The organism is Peribacillus sp. TE19612, from assembly GCF_056279465.1.
Window position 1 is genome coordinate 226,347 of sequence record NZ_JBWCCL010000009.1, and the last position, 26,068, is coordinate 252,414.

Annotated in this window: 31 protein-coding genes; 9 read left to right on the forward strand and 22 right to left on the reverse strand. The window is 39.6% G+C overall.

The window, feature by feature from the left end; all coding sequences use genetic code 11:
- Positions 1–322: 322 nt before the first annotated feature.
- The 4 genes from ACZ9AO_RS17420 to ACZ9AO_RS17435 form a co-directional block, all read right to left on the reverse strand.
- Positions 323–1,057, reverse strand: coding sequence for a PepSY domain-containing protein (locus ACZ9AO_RS17420; protein ID WP_251542261.1), 735 nt, complete (start codon positions 1,055–1,057; stop codon positions 323–325).
- Positions 1,058–1,085: 28 nt separating this feature from the next.
- Positions 1,086–2,429, reverse strand: coding sequence for a sensor histidine kinase (locus tag ACZ9AO_RS17425; protein ID WP_057277010.1), 1,344 nt, complete (start codon positions 2,427–2,429; stop codon positions 1,086–1,088).
- Positions 2,426–3,127 (reverse strand): response regulator transcription factor, encoded by a 702-nt coding sequence (locus tag ACZ9AO_RS17430; RefSeq protein ID WP_476109590.1) that lies wholly within the window; start codon positions 3,125–3,127, stop codon positions 2,426–2,428. Before ACZ9AO_RS17430 ends, ACZ9AO_RS17425 begins: the two co-directional genes overlap by 4 nt.
- Positions 3,128–3,401: 274 nt before the next feature.
- Positions 3,402–3,830 (reverse strand): NUDIX domain-containing protein, encoded by a 429-nt coding sequence (locus ACZ9AO_RS17435; RefSeq protein ID WP_476109591.1) that lies wholly within the window; start codon positions 3,828–3,830, stop codon positions 3,402–3,404.
- Positions 3,831–3,960: 130 nt separating this feature from the next.
- On the opposite strand from ACZ9AO_RS17435, the gene ACZ9AO_RS17440 reads away from it, so the two are divergent.
- Positions 3,961–4,176, forward strand: a complete 216-nt coding sequence (locus ACZ9AO_RS17440) for a hypothetical protein (protein WP_476109592.1) — start codon at positions 3,961–3,963, stop codon at positions 4,174–4,176.
- 553 nt (positions 4,177–4,729) lie between these two features.
- On the opposite strand, the gene ACZ9AO_RS17445 is transcribed toward ACZ9AO_RS17440, so the two are convergent.
- Complete coding sequence (locus ACZ9AO_RS17445; RefSeq protein ID WP_251542264.1) at positions 4,730–5,437, reverse strand: DNA alkylation repair protein; 708 nt, start codon at positions 5,435–5,437, stop codon at positions 4,730–4,732.
- A 457-nt stretch (positions 5,438–5,894) separates the two neighbouring features.
- Between ACZ9AO_RS17445 and ACZ9AO_RS17450 the strand changes: the two genes are divergently transcribed.
- The gene (locus tag ACZ9AO_RS17450; protein ID WP_251542265.1) at positions 5,895–6,512 is read left to right on the forward strand and encodes a cell wall hydrolase; all 618 of its coding nucleotides are present in this window, start codon (positions 5,895–5,897) and stop codon (positions 6,510–6,512) included.
- Between the two features lie 524 nt (positions 6,513–7,036).
- Here the strand turns inward: ACZ9AO_RS17450 and ACZ9AO_RS17455 are convergent.
- From ACZ9AO_RS17455 to ACZ9AO_RS17465, 3 genes are all read right to left on the reverse strand, one after another.
- Positions 7,037–7,255, reverse strand: coding sequence for a hypothetical protein (locus ACZ9AO_RS17455; RefSeq protein WP_063594698.1), 219 nt, complete (start codon positions 7,253–7,255; stop codon positions 7,037–7,039).
- 451 nt (positions 7,256–7,706) lie between these two features.
- Complete coding sequence (locus ACZ9AO_RS17460) at positions 7,707–8,111, reverse strand: YbaN family protein (RefSeq protein ID WP_048687144.1); 405 nt, start codon at positions 8,109–8,111, stop codon at positions 7,707–7,709.
- 158 nt (positions 8,112–8,269) lie between these two features.
- Positions 8,270–8,914: an MBL fold metallo-hydrolase gene (locus ACZ9AO_RS17465; RefSeq protein ID WP_476109593.1), complete on the reverse strand. Its 645-nt coding sequence runs from the start codon at positions 8,912–8,914 to the stop codon at positions 8,270–8,272.
- 233 nt (positions 8,915–9,147) lie between these two features.
- On the opposite strand from ACZ9AO_RS17465, the gene ACZ9AO_RS17470 reads away from it, so the two are divergent.
- The gene (locus ACZ9AO_RS17470) at positions 9,148–9,363 is read left to right on the forward strand and encodes a hypothetical protein (protein WP_476109594.1); all 216 of its coding nucleotides are present in this window, start codon (positions 9,148–9,150) and stop codon (positions 9,361–9,363) included.
- 237 nt (positions 9,364–9,600) lie between these two features.
- Here ACZ9AO_RS17470 and ACZ9AO_RS17475 read toward each other — a convergent pair whose 3' ends face one another.
- Both ACZ9AO_RS17475 and azlC read right to left on the reverse strand, forming a co-directional pair.
- A complete protein-coding gene (locus ACZ9AO_RS17475; protein WP_034304141.1) occupies positions 9,601–9,933 on the reverse strand; it encodes a branched-chain amino acid transporter permease in 333 nt (110 codons plus the stop codon).
- The gene (azlC, locus tag ACZ9AO_RS17480) at positions 9,930–10,685 is read right to left on the reverse strand and encodes an azaleucine resistance protein AzlC (protein ID WP_249595633.1); all 756 of its coding nucleotides are present in this window, start codon (positions 10,683–10,685) and stop codon (positions 9,930–9,932) included. The genes ACZ9AO_RS17475 and azlC overlap by 4 nt, the downstream gene beginning before the upstream one ends.
- Before the next feature lie 188 nt (positions 10,686–10,873).
- Here azlC and ACZ9AO_RS17485 point away from each other — a divergent pair, with 188 nt between their 5' ends.
- Positions 10,874–12,262, forward strand: a complete 1,389-nt coding sequence (locus ACZ9AO_RS17485) for an aminotransferase-like domain-containing protein (RefSeq protein WP_476109595.1) — start codon at positions 10,874–10,876, stop codon at positions 12,260–12,262.
- A gap of 510 nt (positions 12,263–12,772) precedes the next feature.
- On the opposite strand, the gene ACZ9AO_RS17490 is transcribed toward ACZ9AO_RS17485, so the two are convergent.
- The gene (locus tag ACZ9AO_RS17490; RefSeq protein ID WP_082196499.1) at positions 12,773–12,883 is read right to left on the reverse strand and encodes a YjcZ family sporulation protein; all 111 of its coding nucleotides are present in this window, start codon (positions 12,881–12,883) and stop codon (positions 12,773–12,775) included.
- A gap of 265 nt (positions 12,884–13,148) precedes the next feature.
- Here ACZ9AO_RS17490 and ACZ9AO_RS17495 point away from each other — a divergent pair, with 265 nt between their 5' ends.
- Positions 13,149–13,619, forward strand: a complete 471-nt coding sequence (locus ACZ9AO_RS17495) for a hypothetical protein (protein WP_237766623.1) — start codon at positions 13,149–13,151, stop codon at positions 13,617–13,619.
- Between the two features lie 180 nt (positions 13,620–13,799).
- Here the strand turns inward: ACZ9AO_RS17495 and ACZ9AO_RS17500 are convergent, their stop codons facing one another.
- Together ACZ9AO_RS17500 and ACZ9AO_RS17505 are read right to left on the reverse strand one after the other, a co-directional pair.
- Complete coding sequence (locus tag ACZ9AO_RS17500; RefSeq protein ID WP_063594707.1) at positions 13,800–14,486, reverse strand: MBL fold metallo-hydrolase; 687 nt, start codon at positions 14,484–14,486, stop codon at positions 13,800–13,802.
- Positions 14,487–14,867: 381 nt separating this feature from the next.
- A complete protein-coding gene (locus ACZ9AO_RS17505) occupies positions 14,868–15,269 on the reverse strand; it encodes an NUDIX hydrolase (protein ID WP_476109620.1) in 402 nt (133 codons plus the stop codon).
- 347 nt (positions 15,270–15,616) lie between these two features.
- Here ACZ9AO_RS17505 and ACZ9AO_RS17510 point away from each other — a divergent pair, with 347 nt between their 5' ends.
- The gene (locus ACZ9AO_RS17510; protein WP_476109596.1) at positions 15,617–15,874 is read left to right on the forward strand and encodes a hypothetical protein; all 258 of its coding nucleotides are present in this window, start codon (positions 15,617–15,619) and stop codon (positions 15,872–15,874) included.
- A 323-nt stretch (positions 15,875–16,197) separates the two neighbouring features.
- On the opposite strand, the gene ACZ9AO_RS17515 is transcribed toward ACZ9AO_RS17510, so the two are convergent.
- From ACZ9AO_RS17515 to ACZ9AO_RS17525, 3 genes are all read right to left on the reverse strand, one after another.
- Positions 16,198–19,368, reverse strand: a complete 3,171-nt coding sequence (locus ACZ9AO_RS17515; protein WP_476109597.1) for a bifunctional cytochrome P450/NADPH--P450 reductase — start codon at positions 19,366–19,368, stop codon at positions 16,198–16,200.
- Positions 19,369–19,437: 69 nt separating this feature from the next.
- On the reverse strand, positions 19,438–20,013 hold the full coding sequence (locus ACZ9AO_RS17520) for a TetR/AcrR family transcriptional regulator (RefSeq protein ID WP_476109598.1): 576 nt from the start codon (positions 20,011–20,013) through the stop codon (positions 19,438–19,440).
- A gap of 276 nt (positions 20,014–20,289) precedes the next feature.
- A complete protein-coding gene (locus ACZ9AO_RS17525) occupies positions 20,290–20,610 on the reverse strand; it encodes a MazG nucleotide pyrophosphohydrolase domain-containing protein (protein ID WP_048687358.1) in 321 nt (106 codons plus the stop codon).
- A 97-nt stretch (positions 20,611–20,707) separates the two neighbouring features.
- Here ACZ9AO_RS17525 and ACZ9AO_RS17530 point away from each other — a divergent pair, with 97 nt between their 5' ends.
- Entirely contained in the window at positions 20,708–21,289 is a 582-nt protein-coding gene (locus tag ACZ9AO_RS17530; RefSeq protein WP_063594709.1) for an LOG family protein, read from the forward strand.
- A 158-nt stretch (positions 21,290–21,447) separates the two neighbouring features.
- On the opposite strand, the gene ACZ9AO_RS17535 is transcribed toward ACZ9AO_RS17530, so the two are convergent.
- The 3 genes from ACZ9AO_RS17535 to ACZ9AO_RS17545 form a co-directional block, all read right to left on the reverse strand.
- Positions 21,448–21,771 (reverse strand): NUDIX domain-containing protein, encoded by a 324-nt coding sequence (locus ACZ9AO_RS17535; RefSeq protein ID WP_476109599.1) that lies wholly within the window; start codon positions 21,769–21,771, stop codon positions 21,448–21,450.
- Between the two features lie 2 nt (positions 21,772–21,773).
- Positions 21,774–22,199 carry a 3-hydroxyacyl-ACP dehydratase FabZ gene (gene fabZ, locus ACZ9AO_RS17540; protein WP_063575217.1) on the reverse strand — a complete coding sequence of 142 codons (426 nt, stop codon included), beginning with the start codon at positions 22,197–22,199 and terminating at the stop codon, positions 21,774–21,776.
- 112 nt (positions 22,200–22,311) lie between these two features.
- Positions 22,312–22,926, reverse strand: a complete 615-nt coding sequence (locus ACZ9AO_RS17545; protein ID WP_476109600.1) for an undecaprenyl-diphosphatase — start codon at positions 22,924–22,926, stop codon at positions 22,312–22,314.
- Positions 22,927–23,109: 183 nt separating this feature from the next.
- Here ACZ9AO_RS17545 and ACZ9AO_RS17550 point away from each other — a divergent pair, with 183 nt between their 5' ends.
- On the forward strand, positions 23,110–23,505 hold the full coding sequence (locus ACZ9AO_RS17550) for an SRPBCC family protein (protein ID WP_476109601.1): 396 nt from the start codon (positions 23,110–23,112) through the stop codon (positions 23,503–23,505).
- Positions 23,506–23,637: 132 nt separating this feature from the next.
- On the forward strand, positions 23,638–24,231 hold the full coding sequence (locus ACZ9AO_RS17555; protein ID WP_476109602.1) for a dienelactone hydrolase family protein: 594 nt from the start codon (positions 23,638–23,640) through the stop codon (positions 24,229–24,231).
- Between the two features lie 15 nt (positions 24,232–24,246).
- On the opposite strand, the gene ACZ9AO_RS17560 is transcribed toward ACZ9AO_RS17555, so the two are convergent.
- The 3 genes from ACZ9AO_RS17560 to ACZ9AO_RS17570 form a co-directional block, all read right to left on the reverse strand.
- The gene (locus ACZ9AO_RS17560; RefSeq protein WP_476109603.1) at positions 24,247–24,441 is read right to left on the reverse strand and encodes a Fur-regulated basic protein FbpA; all 195 of its coding nucleotides are present in this window, start codon (positions 24,439–24,441) and stop codon (positions 24,247–24,249) included.
- Between the two features lies 1 nt (position 24,442).
- A complete protein-coding gene (locus ACZ9AO_RS17565) occupies positions 24,443–24,673 on the reverse strand; it encodes a Fur-regulated basic protein FbpA (RefSeq protein ID WP_063594715.1) in 231 nt (76 codons plus the stop codon).
- Between the two features lie 184 nt (positions 24,674–24,857).
- Positions 24,858–26,060 (reverse strand): M20 family metallopeptidase, encoded by a 1,203-nt coding sequence (locus tag ACZ9AO_RS17570; RefSeq protein ID WP_476109604.1) that lies wholly within the window; start codon positions 26,058–26,060, stop codon positions 24,858–24,860.
- Positions 26,061–26,068 lie beyond the last annotated feature (8 nt).

Below are 26,068 nucleotides of genomic sequence, written 5' to 3' on the forward strand. Positions count from 1 at the left end.
TCTTTGCAAAACTTTGTTAAGGTGTTGAAATATGATGGAATGTTTTATGTACAATAATCCAGATGCCTTTCATTCACTCACTTCTTTGGCTCTGTTTTATCATTTGGTGCTTTATTCCATGTTAGAGATAGTTAATTAGAGTTAAATGATAGAAGGATTAGAAATTGGTGAGAATTATTACAGTTCCTTCTCTTTTTTTTTGCATTTCTCTTACTCACTAAAGCCAAAAAGGGTGATGCGTATTAGACAGCTAATAGCATCACCCTTTTTTATGCTTTATTCAATTTACGTCTAGATTAGTAAACCCTTATGAGCCACTATTTTATTCAGGGCCATCATTATCGTTCTCTTCGTCATCTTCCCATGTGATTGTTTTTACCTCCTTCGTGTAGCCGTCCACTTGAACGACTGCGTCTCGATCGTTCTCCAATTCAACTTCGACCAAATAATAAGGTGTCTGATCTAGAGGTTGATAAAATTCTGTATCGTCACCTGTTCCTTTTACATGTTTTTCGGCAATCGCAATTGCTTCGCTTTCTGTAATGATACTATCTGCCACCATTGTCGAGTCAATTATAGCTCCTGTATGTGGATCGAGTATTAAGGTGATTTTTTCGTTATTCTTATTTACCACTGCTTTATAAAAGGAGTTGTCTTTCTCCTGTACAAAATCAATTTGTTCCAGGTCACCTTGTGAGGAAATTCGCGCCTTTATTTCGTTTTGGGTCAGTTGCTTTTGAGGTATTTTTTCCGTAGTCGCTTCAGCTGTATGACCTATGGTTTCTTTTTTTATAGAATGGACTTCCCCGCTTTTCGCATCCATCCTAATTTGATAGACCCCGGTTTCAAGCTGCATTTCAATCTTATATTCTTCACCTTCACTTTTCGTTGTCTTTATAATGGTTCCAGGAAATTTATCCTTTGCTGTCTGGTTCACTTCTTCTTTCGTCAAACTTTCCGCGGATAATGATGGAGCCCACCATTGAAATCCGACGAATGATAGCAGACCAAAAACGAGAGTCGATCCGGCTGTTATCAGCACTTTTCTAATCTTCATCGTATCCCCCATCCAACATCATTCTGGCTTAATTAAATAAAAGAGTAACGATCGTTCCCCTGCCTTCGAGACTGTCCATTTCAATCCGCACATCTATTGCATCAGCAATTTCCTTTGCCACGGAAAGCCCCAATCCTGATCCGCCTTGCTTTCTGTTTCTAGCTTTGTCTACACGATAAAAACGATCGAACACTTTTGGCAATTCAGCCTTTGGAATTCCATCCCCTCTGTCTTCGATGCGGATATATGCTTCATTACTTGTTTGTCCTATGTAGACGGAGATTAGCTCGTCACTATACTTTCTGGCATTGTCCAAAAAAATAAACAAAAGCTGTTTTAACTTTTGAACATCCGTTACTGCTTCAATTGCATCGCCACTATAAATCTCCACTGTCCGATTGTACGCATTTTTATATACTTTCGCTAACTCTGCCATGATATCGGTCAGATTGACGTTTTCCTTCTCTATATTCCATTTTTCCTGATGCTTTGCAAGCAGGAGCATTTGCTCTGTCATCTCTCTCATTCTAATGGCTTCAGAATGAATGGCTTCTATGGATTCATCAAACAAATCAGGACGCTCCAACCCTTTTCTCTTCAAAAGGCTTGCATAGCTTTCGATGACAGTTAGCGGTGTTTTTAATTCATGTGAAGCATTCGATACGAATTGCTCCTGTTTTTCGAAGTTGGCCTGCAGTAAATCGATCATGTGATTAAATGTTTTTCCCATTTCCACAAGCTCATCCTTTGATTTTTCTTCTAGGCTAAGTCGCTTAAATTGGCCGCTAGTTTGAATTTCCTTCATCGTATCGATCATCGATCGAATCGGACGGGCGATGAAGTTACTAAGAATAGTGCTTGATATCAGAACAGGTATCATGGCAATGATGGTTACAGCGATTAATACGATGCGCAGAACAGCGAGCATTTCTTCGGTTGCTGACATGCTTTTGGTGATTTGAAGATTAACTACACTTCCATCCCCCCAAACGATCGGGTTTGAAACGAATACATACTTTTTCTGCTGATAAGTGATGATCTCGCTCTTCTCACCGGGGTAAAAGCTGCTATTTCGATTGCTTAATTGTTTTTCAGAATTGGATGTAACAGCTGTTCCTTTTCGTTGACCTTCGATTACGATACCAATCATGCCATCTATAGGCAGATAGGCTCGAAGTAAATCATTTGGAGATATATTATTAACATTTTCACTAACATCAAAGGCAATTTTCCCTGTCTCCGCTTTCGCACGGTTCATTTCATTCACCATCATCAGATTACTGAAAACAAAATAAATGGAAACATTCATCAAAAGCAGTAGGAAAATGAATAACACCGCTGTATATAAGTTTATTTTCTTGCGAAGTCTCATTTTGCTTCCTTCATGACGTAGCCAACGCCTCTTACGGTATGAATGAGTGGCGTTTCAAAGCCATGTTCGAGCTTTTTGCGAACATATCGGATATACACATCCACCACGTTTGTTTCTCCCTGGAAATCATACCCCCAAACCGCTCCCAGAATTTGATCACGGCTTAGCACCTGACGCTTGTTCTTCAGTAAATAAAGAAGTAAATCATACTCCTTTGGCGTTAGTTCAATATGACTATCACCTCTAATGACCTCGCGTGTTTTGACATTCACTTTTAAATCGGCAGTATTTAGCCATCCACCGATTTCAGCTTCCATTGAAGGTGCAGCAGGCCGCATTCTTAAAACCGCACGAATTCGGGCAAGCAATTCCTCAATTTGGAAAGGTTTGGTGATATAGTCATTCGCGCCGAGATCAAGACCGGAAACTTTATCTTCAACCGAGCCTTTTGCCGTTAACAGGATGACAGGAGTGATAGTATTCTTCGTTCGAATTTTCCGAAGCAGCTCGATCCCGCTTATGCCCGGAAGCATCACATCCAATAAGATCAAATCCCACTTTCTTGATTGATATGCTTCAAGGGCTTCCTTGCCGTCAATTGCCTTTCCGACTTGATAGCCTTCGATTTCAAGCTCCAATTCAAGCAGTCTTAAGATCTTTTCTTCGTCTTCCACGATCAGTACTGATTCTTTATTCATTTGGAAGACCTCCTTTTGTGTGGGACTCTCCCCATTTATGTATTCTGTGAAACAAAGATACTACAGATGGAATAAGATGAAAATAGTGTATTATGACGAGATTAATAGGTGTATGATTTGCTTCCGGCGAAGTGTCCCGCTAAAGGTAATCCTGCAAAACAATCTTTCAAAACTACCGAATCAATTTTAAATAGCCATATTCTTTTCGAAAGAATATGGCTTAATTTATTCACTCATTTAGCTGATTCATCGCGCCCGTTCGTTGAACAAGGCTTCAATTAATATCCCCTAAATAAACTGGAGACTTTTGATGATTAACATGCTGTATGATATATTTCCTTAGTTCTTTAGGATATATCCTATACTGAAGTAAATCATTAATATGTATCCATTCTACCCCTACTTGGTGACTATCTGGATTGGTAGGCGCTTTATTATTTTTTTCCTTTACCAGGCTGCAAACAAAATAGTATTCAACTTGGTGAACATGAAAATCGAATGAAGAATGCTCGTGGTTTTTTCCTATATACTCACGAATATGAAGCAGCTCTCCAATCTCCACTTCTTCTCCAACCTCTTCCATGCACTCTCTTAATAATGCGTTATGAATGGTTTCGCCGTGTTCTTGTCCACCGCCGGGGAATAGATAAAAATACCCCTCATCATCTTGATTTTTTGTTAATAAAATCTTATTTCCACCCATTGTTGAAGAAGAACATCCTTTGACCCATAACTTTTATCTATAAAATTAGAGAATATCGAACACGGGATAAGTTAAGGTGCATAAAATAGGATTGTGATATTTATCTATATTTTTGAAAGGATGTAATATTGTGTTTCCTTCTTACACTAACCCACACCATCTCAAACAAGAAACATTGTCACAGGTTGGCCCTTGGGTACAGTATGGTTTAAACGAAGCTCAAAAAACATCTGTCCCTCATGCAATGATGGAAATTGCAGCTATTGCCTATCTGATGGGTAAAGGATATGATCCAAGGATGGCGCATCAAATAGTCGAATCATGGGAAGTTAATGAAATGTTTTAACTGTTGTAGCTTTGAAATAAAGATTAATCAAAATGTCCTCTTTAACCCCCATATTAGCGTAACTAAAAAAAATCCATTTTGAAAAAGGATTGTTCAAAATGGATTTTCTTTTGATTCATTATTCAGTTTTTATTTATTTTAACGCATGTATATACACCGAGACGAGCATTAGAAAAAAGGCTTACACTGTTTTAAGGTCCACAAAAAAATCAGGCACCTGTAATGGATGCCTTTAAATAGTCGAGCTATCTAGTGTTTCGTTTACTTCATAGAAGTTTTTAAGATCTAGTTTAATACTGCCAGCAGGGATAAAAGCTGAAAGCCCTGTGGGGTCTCACCACGACGCGCTTTCCCCGCAGGAGTCTCGCACCCGCTCCAATCAACCCTGTTTTCAAATTTAGATAAAACCCCTTTTGTCTACAAACTCAGAGTTGCCAAAGTAACTCCCTTATTGAAAAAAAACACACGTTAGTTGATGCATAATCAATGTTTAAATAATAGTGGTTTACACATTGATTTTCCTGGATTACCCTTCAATTTTGCAAAACCAATTTTAACATCTTACATGCTTGCGTTTAAAACCGAGCTTTCCTTTACCGACTTCTTTTTGAATACTTTCGTATGCATTTAGAAAACTGGTTTTTTTCTTGTCCCGTTTGACTTCTACGATTCCTATTGCCTTTGCGGTCTCGACTGCCTTTTCATGGAGCGGCAAATAGGAAATCCCCACGGTGTATAGAAAATTATTCATAGCGGATTTCGTTCGTTCTGGCGAATCGTGAATTGTATGTTTCACAAGGTCCAGCATATCGGAAATTTTGCTTTCTGAAAATTCAACGTCTTTTCGATTCCCTAAAAGCCAACAGTAGCAACTCCAGCCCGCTGACATTCTCAGTTCTTCACCGCTTGCAATCCATTTATCGGATACTTCTTGTGCAATATCTGACTCCGATAAAGTTACAGCCACTACATAATCGGACAGCATATAAAAATACGCAGCATCCATCCAGCGATCATAATCAGACTCAGTCATGGCTTTTGGGTCTGCAATGATGCCTGCGAAGTACATTGCATCATAGTTGCCTGTCGAATAAAGCTCTTCAGCTAAATCCTGATTTATTTTTATTTTCCTTACAATTGGTTTCATGGCTCCTGTCGCCACGCCAAAAAGCGGCTCATGCGCACCATTGGATATGTACATTTTTTTAGTTCGTTCCTTGCCAAGGGCTTCAAGCTCCTGCATGACCATTTCTACATTCATCGTTAAGCACATCCTTCTATAGGGAGTTTCCTCCTATTATTTTGCCCACCAAATATATACCATTATCCTATAACAGACTGCCATTTGTCAGCACCGTCTAAGCACATGAGTGTTACGCAGGAATCCACTTGTAAACTTTATGACTCTCGATGTTTTGTTGAACTATCCTGCCTCGATAGTTCCATAAGGGGTCTTGTCGCATCCCCATCAAGTTAAAATTTCTTTACACCTCAAAACGAAAAAAGCTATCTTCAGCAGCATATAGCTTAATTTTTCGTTTTGGGTATAATCCTTTTACTAAGCTTGATGGCGATAGGCGGTACCCAATAAACAGATGGATTTGTCTGATAATTCTCTAAATTTTTGGTTTAAAATAGGAATAATGTAAGATAAATCTATTTTTCTTGTATGATAAAGTAGAATAGTAGGGAAATGAATCGAAGGGTGGTATTACTTGATGTTAAATGTAAAAAAAATGTCGTTTGTTATTTTTATTTGTTTCATGTTTTTTATACCCAATTCAATATTTGCTCAAGAAGTTTTACACAATGGAAGTCAAGGACAAGCAGTTTATGACTTACAAGAAAATTTAAAGGAAATGGGTTACTTTAACAGGCAACCAACAGGGTATTATGGTTCAATTACTGATCAAGCAGTGAAACAACTTCAACTAGATTCTGGAATATTGCCAGATGGAGTTTTTGGATACCAAACACAACAAAAATTAAATAGTATTGAAATGATGGCCAGGGTTGTTCATGGAGAAGCTCGAGGAGAAACTTATGAAGGAAAAGTAGCTGTCGCTGCAGTAATTTTGAACCGAATGTCAACATCAGGTTTTCCTAAAAATACTTACGATGTTATTTTCCAGACAAATGCTTTTACAGCTGTACATGATGGGCAATATTATTTGACCCCAAATAGCCATTCTTATCGAGCTGTTATTGATGCATTACAAGGTTGGGATCCTACTCATGGTTCTGTTTATTATTATAATCCGTTGTCGGCAACAGATGAATGGATTTTCACAAGGGAAACAGTCATTAGAATAGGCAACCACTTATTTGCAAAGTAAAACTAATCTACATACATATTGAGGAATGATATTTATAGTTTCGAATTATTAATATCCCATTATCTATGTCGTGGAGTATAGTTGAAAGGTCGGGCAGTATTTGCCTGACCTTTTTGGCGGTACCCCAGAAGAAAAATTCTGCCTTAAAGACAGCTCCGATCTTCAGCTAATGCACCCGTTAGCCATCCATGAATCGCAAAGAACCTATATTGATGATAGTACTATATAAGAAAAGCGAAACTTCTTCCAGAATCGCCCTATTCTGGAAGAAGTTTTTTATGTTATTTTCTCCTCTAACCTTTATTCCTTTATGATATCTGAATAAACTGGTTATTAAAGGTTAAAAATGACTATATCTCCTTAGGACAAACATCTTTTGGTTGCGTCATCTTCATCGTTTCACTGTTCCAGCCACTACGTTTGTTGAACTATCCTGCCCCTTTTGTTCCATAAGAACTGATCGACATAGCTCTTTATAGAACCGAATTAACAAGGTTTTTGCTAAAAATGCAAAGCCATGGACTTTACATCCCCCCACTTATAGGGGCTTTTTCATGAGTACAGATCAGGTATTTTCGGAATACATCATTAAAATATCCTACATCAATAATTGCTTTTTCTCCTTTATAAGGGCATTGAATATGCGTCAGCTGAAGTGATTCATTTATGATGACCAAGTCTATTGCGTCTAATTCTTTTTTGCAGCACGAACATTTCACAGCTAGTAATTTTTCTTTTTCCATTAAAGAAGCCCCCTTTTATAAATAGGTATTCTTTATGTTTAGTTGCTAATCCTACCTGTTCACACAACCGTCAAAAATTCCTTTTTCCATTAAGTATTCAGTTGGTTCATCATAGCTTGTTTAACTAACCTGCCGCGATAGTCCCATAAGAAAAAGCTGCCTTAAAGACGCTCTAACCTTCAGCTAACGCACCCATTATTAGCAAAAAAACCACCATTCCGCGCTCTGGTTCTCAACTTATGTACCTGTTTGTTGAATAAACTTTTTAAAATCAATTACCCTGGAATACCATTCTCATTAAAGCAAACGATATAACCCCTAAATATTTTTTCATGATTCCCCACCCTTCTTTACCAAATTTATATATATGTATTTTTTTATTATTGAAATATCCTACTTCTTTAGAACCATTAGAAAAAGAGCTGCCGAAGCAACTCCGTTATTTGATGGTTCAAAACGCTCTTTTTTCCGTACCGTTTCGATCAATTGTCTTAATTTTTTTAATGAAATAATAATGTTTATAGAGGGCGAGTACGACCAATAAGATTTTCACCAATAGGATGTCCACATAAAATACAGAAATCACGATGAAGAAATCGGCAATTAAATTGATTCTTATTTTCTCTCTTCGGGTCATCCCTTTTTTTTGCAGGAATGCTTCAACGTATTTTTCATATAATGAGGTGCTCTTGAACCAGTTTTCAATCGACTTGGAGCTTTTAGCAAAGCAAAAGGCAGCAAATAAGTAAAACGGACCGCCTGGCAGAACTGGTAAAACAGTCCCTGCGATACCAATCAAAAGAGATATGGCCCCAAGAAGAAAGAATAGGATACTTTTTACTTTTTTTATTGTCATCACCTTTTTATTTATATTCTATCTCCTTATAACGTAAAGAGGAAGCTTAATTGATTCAATTCATTGATTAGTATCTTCCCTTTTTGATCTTGAACTAACCTGCCCTTTCTTTATTAACAGGATTTCTTATCCATTTTTTAGACATCGCAGCCTTATATTCATTCATAGCGCATGGTAACGACACCAGCATATTCCGACAAATTTTCTTTGGAAATATCCAATGTCTTAACTTCGGTTATTCGCTGTCCGGAAATCTGAAGAAACTTATCTACCTTTGAAAACATCAAGCCAACAACCGACAATGACTTTGTTCTGTAATGCATGGGAATCGTAATAGTAGATTTCAATTGACGCATTACTTGAGTGGCTTCTAAGGCATTAATCGTGACTGTACCTCCTACAGGAATGATGAGAATATCCACTTTTCCAATTTCATTTATTTGTTCTTCTGATAATAGATGCCCTAAATCTCCGCAGTGACAGATGGTCAGATCGTCCATTTGGAAACGATATATGATATTGGGGCCTCTCTTCTCGCCATTTACCTTGTCGTGAAATGTCTTAAATCCTTTAATTCTTACATCTTCGCGGATGTATTCCTTCGGCTCATTCACAAGCAAGTAATCACCTGTTGCAGCTTTAATTTTATTGTGATCGAAATGATTATGGGTAACGGCCACTATATCTGGTTCAACGCTTGGCATACGGTAACGGATGAAGCGATAATATGGATCAATAAGAATCCTGGTTCCTCTTTCGGATGTTAGTAAAAAGGCAGAATGTCCAAACCATTTTATTTTCATACTAAAATTCTCCTTACTATGCAATTGATTTAAAATCAAGCAACTTTTAAGGAACCTTGGACTACAGTTAAAAATATATTCCATTTATTATAATTCCATTATTCCTGTAATAGTCCTTCTACACCCATCTACCTCTTTTTTTCCATAAGACCATAAGAAAAGAGATGCCTTAAAGACACCCCTTTTCTTCAGCTAACGCCCCCGTTAGTAAGTCCAATGAAGAATACTGGATCATGTCTTCTGCCCCCGAATCTCCTGATTTCGCTAATGGACTATTTTTAACAGCGGTTAACTTGGGAACGACAATTGGTGCTGCAGCAGGTGGATTATTCATATCAGAGCTGGGGACACAATACGTGGTATTCGTGGGTTTACTATCATTGATAGTAAGTTCGGTAATGATTTTCCTAAGAAACTACAAGTTTACTACTACACAACAACTTCCTTGAAGCTGCCTAGCCTTTTCGGCGATTCAGAATAACCGATTCATTTCAGGATTGCTGGAAAGAGGATTGATTGATGTTTCAATAACTTTAGAAATGCATGTAAACTACCCTGCCCTAAAATGCCAAAAGAAAAAGCTGTCTTAAAGACAGCTCTGCTCGTAAACTATTAAACTGATTAATCTTGTTCATCAAATTCATTGAACCACTACCACTTATCGACCTTACGGAATTATTATCAATTTAAAAAACCAATTGAATCAGCATCATATAGACAATCGTTCCCCCCGCTATCGAGAGGAGCATCATTTTCTTCCAAACGTGAAGCAGGGCAACTACCGCCACCCCAATGAATTCAGGGATGCCATGACTTCCGGATTGCAGGCTCACGTCCTTTAAACAATAAATGATTAAAAGCCCAATTACTGCGGATGGCAGCATTTTACCGAGATACTGTACATACTTCGGTGTGGGTTTACCTGATGGGAAAACGATGAAGGGAAGAAATCTTGTAAGCATTGTGCCTAAAACTACCATCGCAATTGTAATGATTTGCTGCGTTAAAGTCATTGTCATATGGTTCTCACCTCAACTTTCTCTAACGGCTTTCTAAGTAAGGTAAGTAGCCCCAAAATGGCAAACATGGCAGGGATAATGAAATTGCTTCCGCCAAATATAATAAGGCAGACAGCTGACAGGCCAAGCCCAGCGAGAGCACTATGATGGTTTTTCTCTTTCATCCATTGTTCAATGAAAATCACGACAAAGAGAGCCGTCATAACAAAATCGAGTCCTTCTGTATTGAATTTGACAAAAGAGCCAAAAATGCCGCCAATCGCTGCTCCTATCACCCAATAGCAATGATTGAGCAGTGTCACGAAAAACATGAACCAGCCCTTATCCACATCCTTCGGTACATCAACTGTACAATTGATGGAAAAAGACTCATCGCAAAGCCCAAAAATCAGATACAGCTTTTTCTTACCGGTCCCCCTATATTTATCAAGCATGGATATGCCATAAAACAAATGCCGTGCATTCACCATTAAGGTTAGAAAAAGGGCGTTAATCGGATTGAACGCGACAAGCAATAAATTGGCTGCAATAAACTCCATCGATCCTGCAAATATCGTTAGACTCATCAATATCGGGTAAATCGCGCTGAATCCTAATGAATTCATAAAGATCCCATAAGCAATGCCTAAAAATAAAAAGCCTGCCAAAATGGGCACTGTGTACGGAAAAGCCGCACGAAATGCTGGTATCAGTTGAGTTCGTTTTTTCATATAAATCACATCCTGATGGCTAAATTTATTTAAACTTAACATACAAAATCCGTACAAAAAATAAGTTAATTGTATGGATTACAATTAAAATAAAATTCCCCCATTTCATCAAAATGGGGGAGTCTGATAGGCTAATCACCTTAAATTCTTTTAAAGCCGACCGTTTCAATATTAGAATTCCATACAAAAAATGATATGATTGTATGGAATAAGTCTAGGAGAGGTGAAGTATGCCAGTAAATTCATTTGACAATTATCCAATGTCCTGGAAACCTGATAAGAATGCATTAAAGCGTCCTTTTTATAAATCTCTCGCATCATTACTTGAACAAGATATAATAAATGGTTTTTTAGCACCTGGAACCAAGTTGCCCCCTCAACGAGAATTGGCAGATTTTCTTGACTTGAATTTCACTACGATTACCCGTTCCTACAAAATGTGCGAGGTAAAGGGATTGATATATGCCGTTACGGGAAGCGGAACCTTTGTGGCTCCCAATGCCACTCGTTCCATAACCATTTCCGCGGATAAAACGGCAAACAGCATTGATCTTGGTTTTGTGGCATCTTTTGAGCAAACCAATGATATCGTTTCAGAAACTTTACAAAAAACCGTCAACAAAAGTTATTTGGAGCAGCTGCTGAATTACAACGATCCGACTGGTATTCCACATCAAAAAACAGCAGCACTAAACTGGATGGAATCTTTCGGCATTCACGCGGATCAAGAGCATATAGCCATCGTTTCCGGTGCCCAAAATGCATTGGCTGTTGCCCTCGCTGCTTTGTTTGAGCCTGGTAATAGAATTGCAACCGACTTATACACCTATTCAAACTTTATCGAGCTGGCAAAGATGTTTCATATTAAGTTAGTGCCCATTCACGGAGACCAGTTTGGAATGCTGCCAGATGAACTTGAAAAGCAATGTTGTCAAACAGATATTGACGGCATATTTCTGATGCCCTCCTGCAACAATCCGACCACAATCATGATGTCGGATATTCGAAAGCAAGAATTGGCAGCAGTCATCCGAAAGCATCGTTTAATTTTGATTGAAGATGATATTCATGCATTCCTGACGGCAGGCATTATCTCCGACTACCGGCAGCCGATGTTCCATTTGCTTCCGGAACAGAGCGTTTATATTTGCGGCACCTCTAAGTCCATATGCTCGGGATTAAGAGTTGCCTATATGGTTTATGGAGAAACATTACGCGAGAAAATTTCCCAGGCCATTTTCAACATAAATGTAAAGACCTCTTCTTTTGATGCAGAGGTTATCACAGAGCTAATCCTATCAGGCAAGGCTCATGAAATTGTTTCTCATAAGAAACGGCTTGCACAGACTGCAAATGATATTTATTCGGAATATTTCCCCTTAAGAAAGGATGTCGGACATCCTCTCAGTCTATACCGCTGGCTTCCAATTAAAGGGCATAACGATGCGTTACAGCTGGAAACAGATTTGAAAAGGCGCGGCATTCGGGTTTTTCATTCCAATCGTTTTCAAAGCGGGCAGACCACCCCTGATATGTATTTGCGCATTGCCCTTTCGTCCACCAACTCATTCGATGAGTTAAAAATAGGATTAGAAATATTAAAGCAGTATCTAGGCTGATTTAAGTCTAGTAAAAAAACATTCTAGTTGATTCGAGGTGCGAGACTCCAGCGAGAAAATCGAGAATTAGGGAGACCCCTCAGGCGCAAAAGCGCCGAGGGCGAGCCACCCGCCGAAAGCGAATGTCTAGAGTGGAAATAAATGTTCAAGTTTTGACAACTTAATTATTATCGAGTTAGTCAACAAATCTCCGGAATGTTCTCACCCCGGGCCATATAAATGAAGACCGGCTTATCCTTCATGAATTTTCACTTTTCGATATGGAATGAAACCTTATTAGATTGAAGAAATTTGCAACACTCCTGCCGAATAACTGGCTAGCCGAGACCCCACAGCCGCTTGCGGTAAGGAGGCTTGGCAGACAGTCGGCGGAAAGGGAGCGGATTTCTGAAATCAACTCCGAACGTTTTTTTTATATTGCAGACAAACCCAATTATCTACAGTTGGAGCCCGACCAATAAAGGTCGGGCTATTTTATGCTTTTTTTAGCAGAAGCCGCTCTTTCCCGCCTTAAAAACAACTACTTCCAATAATGATTAAGAGTATAAACAAAACGACTATTAAGGCGAAACCTCCACCAAAACCAAACCCGCGGTCAAAACCCTGTTCACAACCTGACATATATAAACATCTCCTTATTTTTAATGAGGAATAAATGGGCTATATCATCTTATGCTCCAATCAGGAAAATGACAGCAACAGTCTCCATCTCCAAGGTGGTAAAGTTACATTTTAAGTTGACATTCACGAATAAGTTATCCATGTTTAATCTCTGCAATTTTATTTGAACTGGACAACATACATAAACATAAGATGGAAAATACAATTTCATTCATTTCGATCCTAAATGATAACTATAAACTGTACTGAAAGAGGAGATGTTTTTTTGTATCCGAATGATTATTATTATCGAGTAAACAACTGGGAACCTATTTTATATATGTTGCACCAAAGTTTATATGCTGAAGAAATGGTATGTGCTATGAGCAGTGAGCTTTTCCATATACCAGAAACCAAAGATTTAAAAGGAAGTCGAGAGATGCATAACCATCTAATCCCGGCATCATATCACCGTGTAACCGCAGTGGGGTCAGCCCAAAGGCTAAAAAATGGTGAGCAACAGCAAACCATTGTAGAAACAATGACAACTTGTATTGTGAATGCTGAAACCCAAGATAAAAAAGTACGTGAAGGATTAAAAATAATGGAGGAAAATGCAAGCCCTAATTATATAGCCTTCATTAAAGTGATTATCAAATGGCAAGAACAAGCAGAATCCTATTTAAATCAAGCAAAAGAAGCTTTACGATCTATGGGGGTTTCATTTCCTGTTGGAAGTGAACAGCAGAATTATTAATATATTATGATTCTACAAAAATTCATTCCAAAGGTTATATTCCCCCACCTTCGCTTGACCGAACTGTAAGAAGTTCGGTTTTTTCTGTATAAGCGAAGCTGACACCACCCGCAATAAATACTTCAAACACATTAGAAAAAGCTGCCTTTAAAGACAGCTCCAATCATAAGCAAAACTCCATTATAAAGTGAATGTCCCACCATGATAACAATAGTAGTTTTCAGCTTGTAGATCCTTAATCTTTATTAAAGACTGTTCTGCTTTCTCGACATTTAAACAAAAGTGCGGATTGGCAATGAGCAATTCATGATTCTCTATAACAGCTGCATCACCTGCTATTACAGTTTTTAAACGTGGAAAATATAATGAAATATGACCTGAAGTATGTCCCGGTGTTGCTACTACTCTACATTCGTTATCCAAAATCCAATCACCATCATGTACCTTTTCATCAATTGAAACATGCTTTAAATTCTTTAATTGTTGGATAAACCATTTCCCGAATTCGATTTCTTGAATTGGCATATTTTCCAGCATTTCTTCGGCTTGAACCAATCTCTCTGACTTCATTTCACCACTAATATATTTTGCCTCCACTTCACTGGCGATCAAGTTAATGTGAGGATACCTTTCCTTGAAATCATATAAGGAGCCTATATGATCAATATCATAATGAGTAATGATTATATTCTTTAAATTCTTCATGTCATAACCATTTTTTAAAATTTCATTTTCAATGAAAGGTAAAAAATTTGGATATCCTGAATCGACCAAGGTTAGTTCATTCTTTGAAATAATCAAGCTAGGATTAATGTGATTTTTTTGTCCATTAAATTCAAATTCAATTGGCAGTTCTATTATCTTCATTTTCCTCCCACACACCTCCCGTTTATTCTATATATTCTTCAACTTTTTATTTTAACCTGCCCCTTTAATTGAAGGGTGCCGAAAACAACCTAGTTAATGAACTAACGTTGTTAGTCCATTAAGAAACCCAGTATGGAAACAACGAAAAGAAATAATGAGACAACAGCGTACCTCAAAAAACCTCCTTTTCTATCTTTATGTGGTTCCGCTAATCCTGTTATTAGCAAAATTGCCGCCAGAAACAACATAGAATATGGCATCAACTCAACACTTCCGGTAATTAGCTGATAGGCATATAAAGCAACTATTATTCTGATGAAGTTCGCCTTTAAGGATTCAAGTTTCAAAAGGGTACGAGATTCGAGAATGAGTAAGGTGGTTTCAAGATCTATGCATTTGACCATTTTTGTATGTGAATGTATAGTTTCCTTCTTTTTTCAATAAAATCGGCAAGTACTGTGAAACCATCTCAGCAATTCCGAGATTAAGCGGATGAAGTATCCAATCAATGGATTTCCAATCAAGAATGCCTTCCCGCGTTTTTTTCGGTGTTCCATAAATTAAATCCTCATCCGCCATATACAAATATACATATATTCCATCCAATTCACCTTCTGGAGTCTCCCACGTTACGGTTCCTTTAGAAAAAAAGGACTCTACCTCTATCCCCGTTTCCTCAAATACCTCACGCTGCGCACCCATATCAGGTGTTTCACCTTTCTCGATTTTGCCCCCCACCCCATTCCAGACACCCATAATTGGAGCTTTCTCCCGGTTAAGCATGAGAAGTTCATTATTCTTCTTTACAAAACAAACAGTATACTTAAACATTTTAAAAAGAACCCCTTTATCGTTAGTTCGTGCCACATCATGGCTAAGCTGGTTAATGGGAGTGAAGCAAAAAATACTTAACACATATAAATAAGAAGGATCATGACCAAACATCCCTCACTTCCACTACCTCCAAAGTATTAACACATTCTCAAATTCTAACAATGAATATAGAATCCGTAAACGCTCCCAGTCTCACTCGAGTGTTGGGCGATATATTCAAGAGTTTGATTGATATATTCGAAAGTTTGAGCGATATATTCGTGAGTTTGATTGATATATTTGTGAGTTTGGGCGATATGTTCAAGAGTTTGATTGATATATTCGAAAATTTGAGCGATATACTCGAGAATTTTGCTGTTTTACTCGTGAATTCGGGATTTACTCGTGAGTTTCCGCTATTTACTCGTGAGTTTTGCTGTTTTACTCGTGAGTTTGAGCGTTTTACTCGTGAATTTCCGCTATTTACTCGTGAGTTTCGCTGTTTTACTCGTGAATTTGAGCGATATACTCGAGATTTTCGCTGTTTTACTCGTGTATTTACACTTTACTCGTGAGATTTGCTGTTTTACTCGTGAGTTTTGCTGTTTTACTCGTGAATTTGAGCGATATACTCGAGATTTCCGCTGTTTTACTCGTGAATTTGCACTATTTACTCGTGAGTTCGAGCGATTTACTCATGAATTTGCACTTTACTCGTGAGTTTCGCTGTTTTACTCGCGAATTTGAGCGATATACTCGTGAATTTCCGCTATTTACTCGTGAGTTTTGCTGTTTTACTCGTGAATTCGCACTTTACTCGTGAATTTCACTATATACTCGTGAGTTCGTATTTTCATAAGAAAGCAGCGATTCCTTTAAGGATCGCTGCTTTTCTTATTTATGCTCCTGCCCAAACATCTTTCGCATATCTGCCATTCTCCTCTAATGATTGCAGCCATTCTGTGGCTTCTTCTCTCTGTGTTTGATAGATATGCATATAGCTGTCAATTATGGTTCGTTCAACATCTGGCGCCATTTTGCTTCCGTCTCCGCAGATGTATAGGTGTCCTCCTTCTTCTTTTAATAAAGGAAGGATGTCATGGGCGTTTTCCGCTAATCGGTTCTGGACATATGTTTTTTCTTGACCGGGACATCTGGAGTAAGCGGTGTGCAGTGTTACAAGGCCCTCTTGTTCGGCTTGGACGAGTTCTTCTTGATAGAGGAAATCGTGTTCCGGATTACGGCATCCAAAGTAGAGGTGGGCCGTCCCTAGGGTTTCACCTTTTTCTTTCAAAGCACGACGTGATTGTATGAATCCCCTGAATGGTGCAATGCCTGTTCCAGGGCCGATCATGATGATTGGTTTTCCTGTTTGCTTTGGCAGCTGGAAGTTGGATTGCGGCGTATTGATAAAGCAGGCTATTTTGTCTCCTTGGGAGCGTTCTGCCAAATAATTCGATGTAATTCCTTTGTATTCCCCGTTGCCGCTCAAAGCTTCTCCACGGACGACGCTTACTGTGATGCTTGCTTCTCCTTCGTTGTGGAGTGGTGAACTTGAGATGGAGTAGTATCTTGCTTTTAAAGGTGGCAGTAAAGCCAGGAAACGTTCAAACGGAATTTCACATGCAAGATACTTTTCGATTAGGTCAAGCATGGTTATGCGCTTGTTCAGGATTTCTTGTTTATAGGTATTGTCCAAAAGAAGATTTTCAAGTTCTTTTACATGTGGAGGACATACCGTATGAGTGGCAAGCGCCCGTATTTGAGACCGGGTGGCGGGTTCTTGGAACTCCACATGGTTTGATAGTAACTCTTCCAGTTTTACCGGTTTTCCTGTAGGAAGATGCGCAGCTTTTCCGGAATCCCCAGTCAGATTCACGTAATCTTGGCCGTTTAGGTTAAATCGACTGAGCACTCGCTCGACAAGTTCCGCTGGATTTTGCGGAAGCACCCCGAGATGATCGCCTTCCTGATAATGTATTCCCTCTGGCAGCGTTAATTCTATATGACGTGTACTTCTTCCGCTATCTTCATGCTGTAATTCAGTATTCCTTTTTACAATGGATGTAAACGCATGATGGGTGCGGGCAAGCGGTGTGCCGCTCACATCACTTACGAAGTTCATCGTAATCGAGCTGACTTCCCTATCATTCTTATTCACTTCAATGTTCAGGGTTTCGGCAAGATTCGGCCAAAGGGCTTCTGACCATTTCTCGTAATCCCCTTCAAAGTCATCGCTTGCATCCCCATAGCCTGTTTCTGACAGCCGCACTGCTCCTTTTTGTTCCAGCCGCTCATCAATGAAGATTGGAATGCGTTGGTACGTATTGGCCCAATTGCGGTCCCCGCAGCCGAAGACCGCATAGTGAACACCATCCAATGTGTCACCATGGTTTTCCTTAAGCCATGAAACGAAGTCACCTGCATTATCAGGGGGATTTCCATTATAAGATGCCGAGACTATGAGAACAGCTCCTTCTTGGGGAAGCCGATCGGTGTAGTCATTTAAAGGGGCAACTTCGGCATGGAAGCCTTGCCGCTTCCCTGTTTCGGCAAGGTCACGAGCAATCCCTTCCGCTGTTCCCATGTTTGATCCAAACAGGACGAGTAATGGTGTTCCATGTACTGATTCGGTTGGAGATACCGCGGCACCTTTTTCCGGAGAGTTTGGTTCTGAAGAAGCAACGGTAAACGACATCGCCGGCTTCCTCGGTGAAACGCGCATGGTCAATCCGTCCGGTTTAAGAGTCAATGTTTCTTTAACTTCCAATTGATATTCTTCATGATCGATCAGATCAAAGTGCTGTAAAACCATGCCAAGCACCAGTGTCGCTTCATGAAGGGCAAACTGCTGTCCGATACAGGCGCGCTGCCCGTTTCCAAACGGTTTATACGCATGATAAGGGATGGAATCCAAATCCTCGAACCGCTCAGGAATGAACGATTCAACGTCATCACCCCAAACGGATGGATCACGGTGAAGCTCGGGAATGAGCAGCGAGAACACATCATCTTTCTTCACATTGTATTTTCCATCCAGCATGGTATCTTCTTTCGCATAAACGGAAAACGACGGAGCTGTCGGCCATAGACGAAGCGTTTCATTCAGTACCATCCGGACATATTTCAGCTTTTTCACTTGTTTATAATCAGGAACATCATTACCCAGCACTTCATCGACTTCCTGCTGCGCTTTTTTTAACTTGTCTCTGTTATTCATGAGGAAATAGATGGCGAACGATAGGAGACCGCTCGTCGTTTCATGCCCAGCTATTAAAAAGGTAATGATTTGGAAACGAATATTTTCATCATCCAGTGATGCGCCCGTTTCAGGATCGACTCCTTTTAACATATGGGAAAGAAGGTCATCTTCTCCATGATCGCCATATTGTTTTCGGTCAGCAATCAATTCATCCACTAGAGAGAACATATATTGAATGTCTTCCCTGAATTGTTTTTTAGATTTGATCATCAGTTTATCTTGGATGCCAAGCCGCTGCGTTTGGCTCATCGCTTCATCCAACGCACGCACCATACTGTTGACGAATGGATGGGTGGTCTCCCGATAAAAACTGTTAAAACGGTAATTGAACCCGCATAGTCCGATCGTATCCAAGGTCAATCGTGTCATATCTTCAGGAACATCTATCTCATCAGCCGGATTCAGGCGAGCCCATTTTTGAATGAGTTGGGTAGCAAGATCCACCATTTTAGCATGATAGCCCTTCATTGCCTGCTGGCTAAAGCTGGGCAGCAGGATGTTATGGGCCTTTTTCCAATTCGGTTCCTTCGTTTCACTTGTGAAGAGACCATCACCGCCAAACGCCCTCACTTTCTGCAGGGCTGGACCGACTTTCTTATCAAATCTTGTTTCATCACATATTTCTTTAGCGAGGGCAGCACTGGATACGAATGTAGTGATTCGACCCGGAAATTGAAACTGAAAAATCGGCCCAAGTTCTCGTGCCAGCTTCATGAAAGACTGAAGCGGCTTATCCTTATCAATGATAGGCAGGCTGCCTAGGGGGCCATATGTCTTTGGCTGTGGAAACTGAGTTGTATTTTCCATTTTATTAGCACCTCTTTACGATAGTTAGATTGCGGAATGAACGTTCATTCCGTTTATATTGAAAGTGTCTCAAACGTGCAATCGCACTGCATCCCAAAAGCTTTCTTCCACATCTGCCAAAAGTTTTGGGTCAGGTTCTAACTCCCCGATGCGAACAAGTCGCTCAAGCTCAAGAAAAGCTCCGTAAATGATGGCAATCAAAGCTGAAGAAGGAAGCTCCTTAATTTCTTTTTTCTCTTTTCCTGAATCAAAGAAATTTTTGAATATATTCAATAGCCCTTGAAAGCTGGCATGACTATCTTCATTTAAAAAATGGGCTCCACTATGGATTTTAATAAAATAAAGAGCTTGGTCCTGCTCGGTTGTAAAGTGAACCATCGTTTTAAAAATATGGTGAAACTGCGTGCGAATTGAATCATCATGAGGAAATCCATTCTTGACTGTTTCAGTGAAAATATCCAAGTACTCTTGAAAGATCTTGTTGCCCAGCACTTCCTTATTCTCGAAATAACGATAAATGGTACCCGCTCCAACTCCTGCCGATGCAGCAATCATCGGAATCGTCGTCGCATCATATCCCCGTTCTGCGAAAAGCACTAAAGCGTTTTTTACTATACTGTCTCGTTTATTTGCTGCCGTGATCATAATGATCCCCCCTTTTTTAAAAGATGCGGAATGAACGTTCATTCCTTTAATCCAAGTGTATACCCAATAAAATCCAATCTCAATCGCGCATACTACCCATATTTTGTGAATTCTTTATTAATGGAGGGGGATAAAAGGCTGAAAGTATTTCTTTTTAAGGAATAAAATGGGATGATAAACTATCGTTTGCCCCATAAGAAAAAGAGCTGATAGTCACAGCTCTTTCACAGCTTTACTGAAATTAACTTCTTGTTCACCTATTAAACGAGAAGAAACTTATGCTTGATTATAACGTTCAGATAGTTTCTTTTTATGGGCATTGAACACTTCCTCCAAGGGGATATTGTATTTGTTCGCAATCACAATCAAGTTTCCTAACACATCTCCCAATTCTTCGGTTAGCTCCTGTATGTTCTCTTCAAACGAACCAATAACTTCATCAGGTCTATCCCTGCCGATCTCAAGGGAGCGAATGGCTCGTGCAACCTCGCCAGTTTCTTCTGCCAAAAAGCCAATGCGAATGAAGATGTCCAATTCTGACCATCCCCGTGCTTCATAATAATCTTTTACCCATTGTTGAAATTCAGTGACGTTCATATCCATCCACCCTTCTTTTTTATCATTCAAGTTTAACAAATCCCCTTTAATTTTGTATGATAAGAAAGGAAGATTACTAAATGGGAGATGTGATATTTTGAAAAGTCTAGCTGTATTTTGTGGATCAAGCAAAGGTGCATCTGCTGTCTATGTAGAAGAGGCTAAAAAACTGGGTGCGGAATTGGCAAAACGTAAGATTACCCTTGTTTATGGAGGCTCAAGTGTAGGAATCATGGGTGCAGTTGCAGATTCCGTCTTGGAAGCAGGCGGAAATGTAATTGGCGTAATGCCAGATTTCCTAGAAAAAAAGGAAATAGCACATAAGAACTTAACCGAGCTGATCGTCGTGGAATCCATGCATGAAAGAAAAGCAAAAATGGCTGAGCTTGCAGATGGGTTCATGGCTTTGCCAGGCGGGCCAGGAACATTGGAAGAATTCTTTGAGATTTTCACTTGGGCTCAGCTTGGTCTTCATCAAAAACCTTGCGGACTCTTAAATATCAATCACTATTATGATCCTTTGGTCGCTTTATTCAACCATATGTCTGACGAACAGTTCCTGCATGAAAAATTCCGTTCCATGGCGCTGGTAGATGTTGAACCAAATGGGCTTCTTGATCAATTCATTACATATGAACCGCCAACCGTAAAAACTTTCATTACCGAGAAACAAACCTGATCATTAAAAAACAGCCGGCCAAGATCAATAATGATCTTGGCCGGCTGTGATAAACTGCAGGTTAAGTAAATATCCGGTTTAAATAATCTCCATGCCCTTTGATAAGTTGCACTTCATGTTCGGATGAAATCCAGAAGAAATGAAATGTCAGCCCCGCTTCATCTCCTCCACCAAGTCGGCTGATGGTCCCATTCATCAGGAACATTCGATACCCTTATTTGATAAAAATATCTATTATGTATGGCACCATCGACGTTCTCCCAAAAATCTTCTGTTATTAATTTCTCCACATGAAAATTTTCCAGACCTGTTTCTTCTTTCATTTCCCTAATCACCGCTTGGTAAGCATCTTCTTTAGGCTTCACCGTTCCCTTGGGTATCTGTATACCGGCTTCCTTAATGGGATGTTGAAAAACCAATACCTGTGTTTCTCCATTATTGATTCTTGTCACATACCCGTAAGCTTTTTTTATCGGTATCACCATCAATCACCAAAAGCAAAAATGAGCTCTGTCTCGCATACAGTTTCCCCCTCGACAGTAGCCCTTCCTGTTCCTTTACCGATAGGACCTTTCAAGCGAGTAATCTCCACTTCTAAACGTAATTGGTCCCCTGGTTTTACTTGCCTTTTAAAACGGCATCCATCGATCCCGGCCAAAAGCCCGATCCGTCCTTTATTTTCTTCTTTTGTAAGCATGACAACAGCACTTACCTGTGCTAATGCCTCCACGATCAACACACCTGGCATCACTGGGTAATCGGGAAAGTGACCAGAAAAAAACTCTTCATTTGCCGTGACGTTTTTAATGGCCACCGCCCTCTTTCCTTCTTCCAGTTCCAAAACTCTATCAACTAAAAGAAATGGATAGCGATGCCTGATAATGTCTTTGATTTCTTGGATATCAATCAATATTAATCCCCCCATTGCGATGGATTGCTTTCACTTAATTTTACCATCAGAATCACCATATGGATATTTTTGTATTATAAAAAAAAGGCTGCCTGAGCAACCCTGTTTTCGCTTACAAATCCTTTGATTTTTTTTCCTTCGATTTAGTTAATGGGGATAGAACCATTTCTTCATACCTCTCATATCCCCCTAATAATTTATGAATCACGCTTATTTTAGGAACAACAAGGTAAACCGCCAATCCTGAAATGGTGCTCAGTATTGCTCCTGCCAGCACATCCCCCGGAAAGTGGACACCTACCCAAATACGGGAAATGCCAACAAGGAAAGCCAGCATGATCCATAACAACCACCATCCTCTTTTGAAAAGCCAAAAAGATACACAAAACGAGAAAAACAAGATGGTATGGTCGCTTGGAAATGAATTATCCACTGCTTTTTCAATTAACTGATTAACATTGGCCAATTCGGCAAATGGCTGATTATTCGAATGTAATCTCCCTGCCATTTTTCCCATCATTTCAGCCATTACAAACGTAATCATCCCACAAACAACCATCATCCTACTCTGTTCATTTCGAGTGAACCATATTATGATGACTGCCAAAGCTAATAAAAATACCATGTACTCGGCAATGAAAATGGCAGAAGGGTTTAAATAATCGTACTGTTTCCCTAAGTCATTGATCATTCTGAATACATTGGTATTCCACTCAAAAAAGTCCATTTCATACCCAACCTTCCTCTTTTTCTTACATATTAAAGAGAAAGGAAATATATCGCCATCGTTCTTCCTAACAGTTTAAGCTGCCGTCTTACAATATTGTCACGCGGTTAAATAAGCTTAGTGGGGTCTTGTATATTTCCTGAACTTTCTATATAATCCAAGAAAAATACGGAAGTTAGTCAAATGAATAATGATAGGAACTCTGTTCTAATTCATGAAAACCAAGAAACGGTTTGGAATGCGATCACGAATGATGAAATCATTTCAAAATGGTATGCCCCGGGTTCAAAATGGAATATTCCTAAACTCCAGGTTGGAGAAAAGGCAATCTTCGTATTAATGCCTAGTGCACATAACAATCTTAAAGAGAATGAAAGCATCCCAATGAGCTTTACAATCCAAGAGATAATCCCTTACGAAAGGTTTTCTTATTCTTCGGATTCGGATAAACTCGTTTTCACTTTTGAAATATTCCCAGAATCCGAAGGCACTAGAGTATCCATTAACATGGACGGATATGAACTTAGTTTGGCTAACTTAAAGGCATATTTAGAAGGAAAAGAACTTCCCTATACCTAATCATTCATTTGAAAGAGAACCTAGTTCATTTCCATGTTTATTAAAAAATAACTGCTATACCCCTTCGGATATAGCGTCTGAAGGGAGACGGCTGTATTTATAATAGAAGAAATTCGCATAAGGAGGTAAAAAATGCTGAACATACAGAAAAAGTCCGATACTGTCATCATTGTCATTCACGAAATATATGGCCTGAATCAACATATGCAGGGTTATTGTGAGTTATTATCAAAACAGGGTTTTGATGTGATCTGTCCGGATTTGTTAGAACGTGGGAGGCCATTTGATTATTCCCAAGAGGATGCTGCTTATCGACATTTTATGGAGAACGTAGGTTTCACGGGTGCTTCATATAAGATAAAGGATATATTATCGGATATAAAAGATGAATACCAAAAGATTTTCATTCTTGGATTCAGTGCAGGGGCAACTGTAGCTTGGCTGTGCAGTGAGGAAGAGTGTGTCGATGGAATTGTTGGTTACTACGGTTCGCGTATTAGGAATTATGCAGAATTGGCGCCACGATGCCCTGCACTGCTATTTTTCCCACTAGAAGAGCCCTCATTTAATGTCGACGAGTTAATTTCAGCTTTAGAAAGTAAGAATGTCGAAGTTCATAAATACATGGGAGAACACGGATTCAGCGACCCTTACCATTCAAAATATCATGCAGAATCAGCACAAGCAGCCGTTAGCAAAATGATGAAATTTTTTATGGTGAATTAATGTTCCACATTCACCCTAATGCCGTTTTGTATGGACCCAATGTATAGAACCCGCATCACTATGGGGGTGACAGTCATTTTGAACCTTTTTATATTCTTTTTCCAATTCTTTCAAGGTTAACTTCATAAGCTGTTCCACCGTTTTATTTACAGTATGGATCATAAGTTTATAGATTAATTCCTTCCGCCTTTCTTCCAAGCCCTTCCCCATTTCACCCTCTCCTTCTATTCTCATAGAATATGAAATGTTTCCTTAGACAGGGGGAATGATCGTCGGATTCCTTCTCCTCAATTTTACTTATTTTAATATATTCATTCTCTAAATCGGTTAAGGTCAATTCAAATAGATGGATGTCATTCTTTTTGTAAACTCCCTTGTTAATCAACTTGTTGATCAGGAAGTTCCTTTTTTTCTCAATGGCTTTACGCAATAATGTCCCCATGATAAATCCTCCTTTTAATACGTATTGACTTGCCCATTCACAAAAAAACCGGAGACACCTCTTTACATGAAAGAAAAGTCTCCGGTTTTCCGGTCAATTAACCTATAATTCCTATTTAATTACTCGGTATTATTATAATACTAACTCTGTTATCCGCAGTCAACTATTTTTTCCTGCATCTTATTTATTTTTGCTTCGCTTCATGAAATGCCGCTTTCACTTGATCCAACAGGTCTTTATCCGAAAGCAATTTATACCCCGTAAGTGCTAGAGCTTTTGCTCCGGTCAGGATGGCTTTGTCTCCAGCAGAAGATTTGGCACAGTCGCGGAATTCATTCGTATGGGCAATCAACTCATCATGTCCAATTTTTATATAAGGATGTGCTGTCGGCACTACATGGCTTACATTACCTGCATCCGTCGAGCCAAAGCCACTCTCTTTTCGAGGAGCCACCGCTTCCCCTAATTGAGTCAGTTCTTCTTTTAGCAGTCCATCCAGAACTGGATTGATGACAAAATCGAGTACTTCATTTTGGAAACGTTCCACTTTAACCGTGCTTCCTGTGGCAAGTGCTGCCCCTTCAGCAACAGCACGTATTTTATTGGATACTTCCTGGCAAAGTTTCCATGTTGTTGCTCTAATGTAAAATCTGGCGGAAGCATATTCAGGAATGATGTTAGGCGCTTCCCCGCCATTGGTGATGATTCCGTGAATTTTGACCTCTGAAGGGAGCTGCTGGCGCAAAGCATTAATGCCATTGAACAGCTGAATCACCCCGTCAAGTGCATTCACGCCTTCTTCAGGTGCAGCTGCTGCATGTGCTGACTTCCCGTAAAAATGAAAATCAAGGGGGTCGACAGCCAAAAACGGACTTGTTATACCCGTTTGCCCGGCAGGATGGATAAGGATGGCCGCATCCACCCCATCAAATAGACCGTGCTTCACAAAGCTTCCTTTTGCACTTCCATTCGGCCCTCCCTCTTCAGCCGGTGTTCCGAAAACGATCACCTCTCCGCCCGTTTCCTCCAGCACTTGAGCCAGGGAAATGCCTGCTGCCACACTCGTTGTGCCGATGATATTATGTCCGCAAGCATGGCCTAAACCCGGCAATGCATCATACTCGGCTAAAAAGGCAATTGTAGGTCCTTTCTTTGAAGAGGTTTTTTTGGCGATGAACCCTGTTTCATGCCCGGCAATATTACGGGTCACTTCAAATCCTTCATTTTGAAGTATTCCGGTTAATGTATCCGAAGCGAAGAACTCTTGATTTCCAATTTCAGGTTTGGCATGAATGGCTTGACTCGTTTCGATATATAATTCGGAATGAAGGTCGATATGATCTTCAATGATTTGCTTATGCTGCTTCAGCACTAATTCTCTCGCCATGTCTTAAT

Excerpts from the sequence above, each read along its gene's own strand:
- ACZ9AO_RS17420 (WP_251542261.1), bottom strand. The coding sequence starts at position 1,057 with ATGAAGATTAGAAAAGTGCTGATAACAGCCGGATCGACTCTCGTTTTT.
- ACZ9AO_RS17425 (WP_057277010.1), bottom strand. The coding sequence starts at position 2,429 with ATGAGACTTCGCAAGAAAATAAACTTATATACAGCGGTGTTATTCATT.
- ACZ9AO_RS17430 (WP_476109590.1), bottom strand. The coding sequence starts at position 3,127 with ATGAATAAAGAATCAGTACTGATCGTGGAAGACGAAGAAAAGATCTTA.
- ACZ9AO_RS17435 (WP_476109591.1), bottom strand. The coding sequence starts at position 3,830 with ATGGGTGGAAATAAGATTTTATTAACAAAAAATCAAGATGATGAGGGG.
- ACZ9AO_RS17445 (WP_251542264.1), bottom strand. The coding sequence starts at position 5,437 with ATGAATGTAGAAATGGTCATGCAGGAGCTTGAAGCCCTTGGCAAGGAA.
- ACZ9AO_RS17450 (WP_251542265.1), top strand. The coding sequence starts at position 5,895 with ATGTTAAATGTAAAAAAAATGTCGTTTGTTATTTTTATTTGTTTCATG.
- ACZ9AO_RS17455 (WP_063594698.1), bottom strand. The coding sequence starts at position 7,255 with ATGGAAAAAGAAAAATTACTAGCTGTGAAATGTTCGTGCTGCAAAAAA.
- ACZ9AO_RS17460 (WP_048687144.1), bottom strand. The coding sequence starts at position 8,111 with ATGACAATAAAAAAAGTAAAAAGTATCCTATTCTTTCTTCTTGGGGCC.
- ACZ9AO_RS17465 (WP_476109593.1), bottom strand. The coding sequence starts at position 8,914 with ATGAAAATAAAATGGTTTGGACATTCTGCCTTTTTACTAACATCCGAA.
- ACZ9AO_RS17470 (WP_476109594.1), top strand. The coding sequence starts at position 9,148 with ATGTCTTCTGCCCCCGAATCTCCTGATTTCGCTAATGGACTATTTTTA.
- ACZ9AO_RS17475 (WP_034304141.1), bottom strand. The coding sequence starts at position 9,933 with ATGACAATGACTTTAACGCAGCAAATCATTACAATTGCGATGGTAGTT.
- azlC (WP_249595633.1), bottom strand. The coding sequence starts at position 10,685 with ATGTTAAGTTTAAATAAATTTAGCCATCAGGATGTGATTTATATGAAA.
- ACZ9AO_RS17485 (WP_476109595.1), top strand. The coding sequence starts at position 10,874 with ATGCCAGTAAATTCATTTGACAATTATCCAATGTCCTGGAAACCTGAT.
- ACZ9AO_RS17490 (WP_082196499.1), bottom strand. The coding sequence starts at position 12,883 with ATGTCAGGTTGTGAACAGGGTTTTGACCGCGGGTTTGGTTTTGGTGGA.
- ACZ9AO_RS17500 (WP_063594707.1), bottom strand. The coding sequence starts at position 14,486 with ATGAAGATAATAGAACTGCCAATTGAATTTGAATTTAATGGACAAAAA.
- ACZ9AO_RS17505 (WP_476109620.1), bottom strand. The coding sequence starts at position 15,269 with ATGCTTAACCGGGAGAAAGCTCCAATTATGGGTGTCTGGAATGGGGTG.
- ACZ9AO_RS17510 (WP_476109596.1), top strand. The coding sequence starts at position 15,617 with ATGTTCAAGAGTTTGATTGATATATTCGAAAATTTGAGCGATATACTC.
- ACZ9AO_RS17515 (WP_476109597.1), bottom strand. The coding sequence starts at position 19,368 with ATGGAAAATACAACTCAGTTTCCACAGCCAAAGACATATGGCCCCCTA.
- ACZ9AO_RS17520 (WP_476109598.1), bottom strand. The coding sequence starts at position 20,013 with ATGATCACGGCAGCAAATAAACGAGACAGTATAGTAAAAAACGCTTTA.
- ACZ9AO_RS17525 (WP_048687358.1), bottom strand. The coding sequence starts at position 20,610 with ATGAACGTCACTGAATTTCAACAATGGGTAAAAGATTATTATGAAGCA.
- ACZ9AO_RS17545 (WP_476109600.1), bottom strand. The coding sequence starts at position 22,926 with ATGGACTTTTTTGAGTGGAATACCAATGTATTCAGAATGATCAATGAC.
- ACZ9AO_RS17550 (WP_476109601.1), top strand. The coding sequence starts at position 23,110 with ATGAATAATGATAGGAACTCTGTTCTAATTCATGAAAACCAAGAAACG.
- ACZ9AO_RS17555 (WP_476109602.1), top strand. The coding sequence starts at position 23,638 with ATGCTGAACATACAGAAAAAGTCCGATACTGTCATCATTGTCATTCAC.
- ACZ9AO_RS17560 (WP_476109603.1), bottom strand. The coding sequence starts at position 24,441 with ATGGGGAAGGGCTTGGAAGAAAGGCGGAAGGAATTAATCTATAAACTT.
- ACZ9AO_RS17565 (WP_063594715.1), bottom strand. The coding sequence starts at position 24,673 with ATGGGGACATTATTGCGTAAAGCCATTGAGAAAAAAAGGAACTTCCTG.
- ACZ9AO_RS17570 (WP_476109604.1), bottom strand. The coding sequence starts at position 26,060 with ATGGCGAGAGAATTAGTGCTGAAGCAGCATAAGCAAATCATTGAAGAT.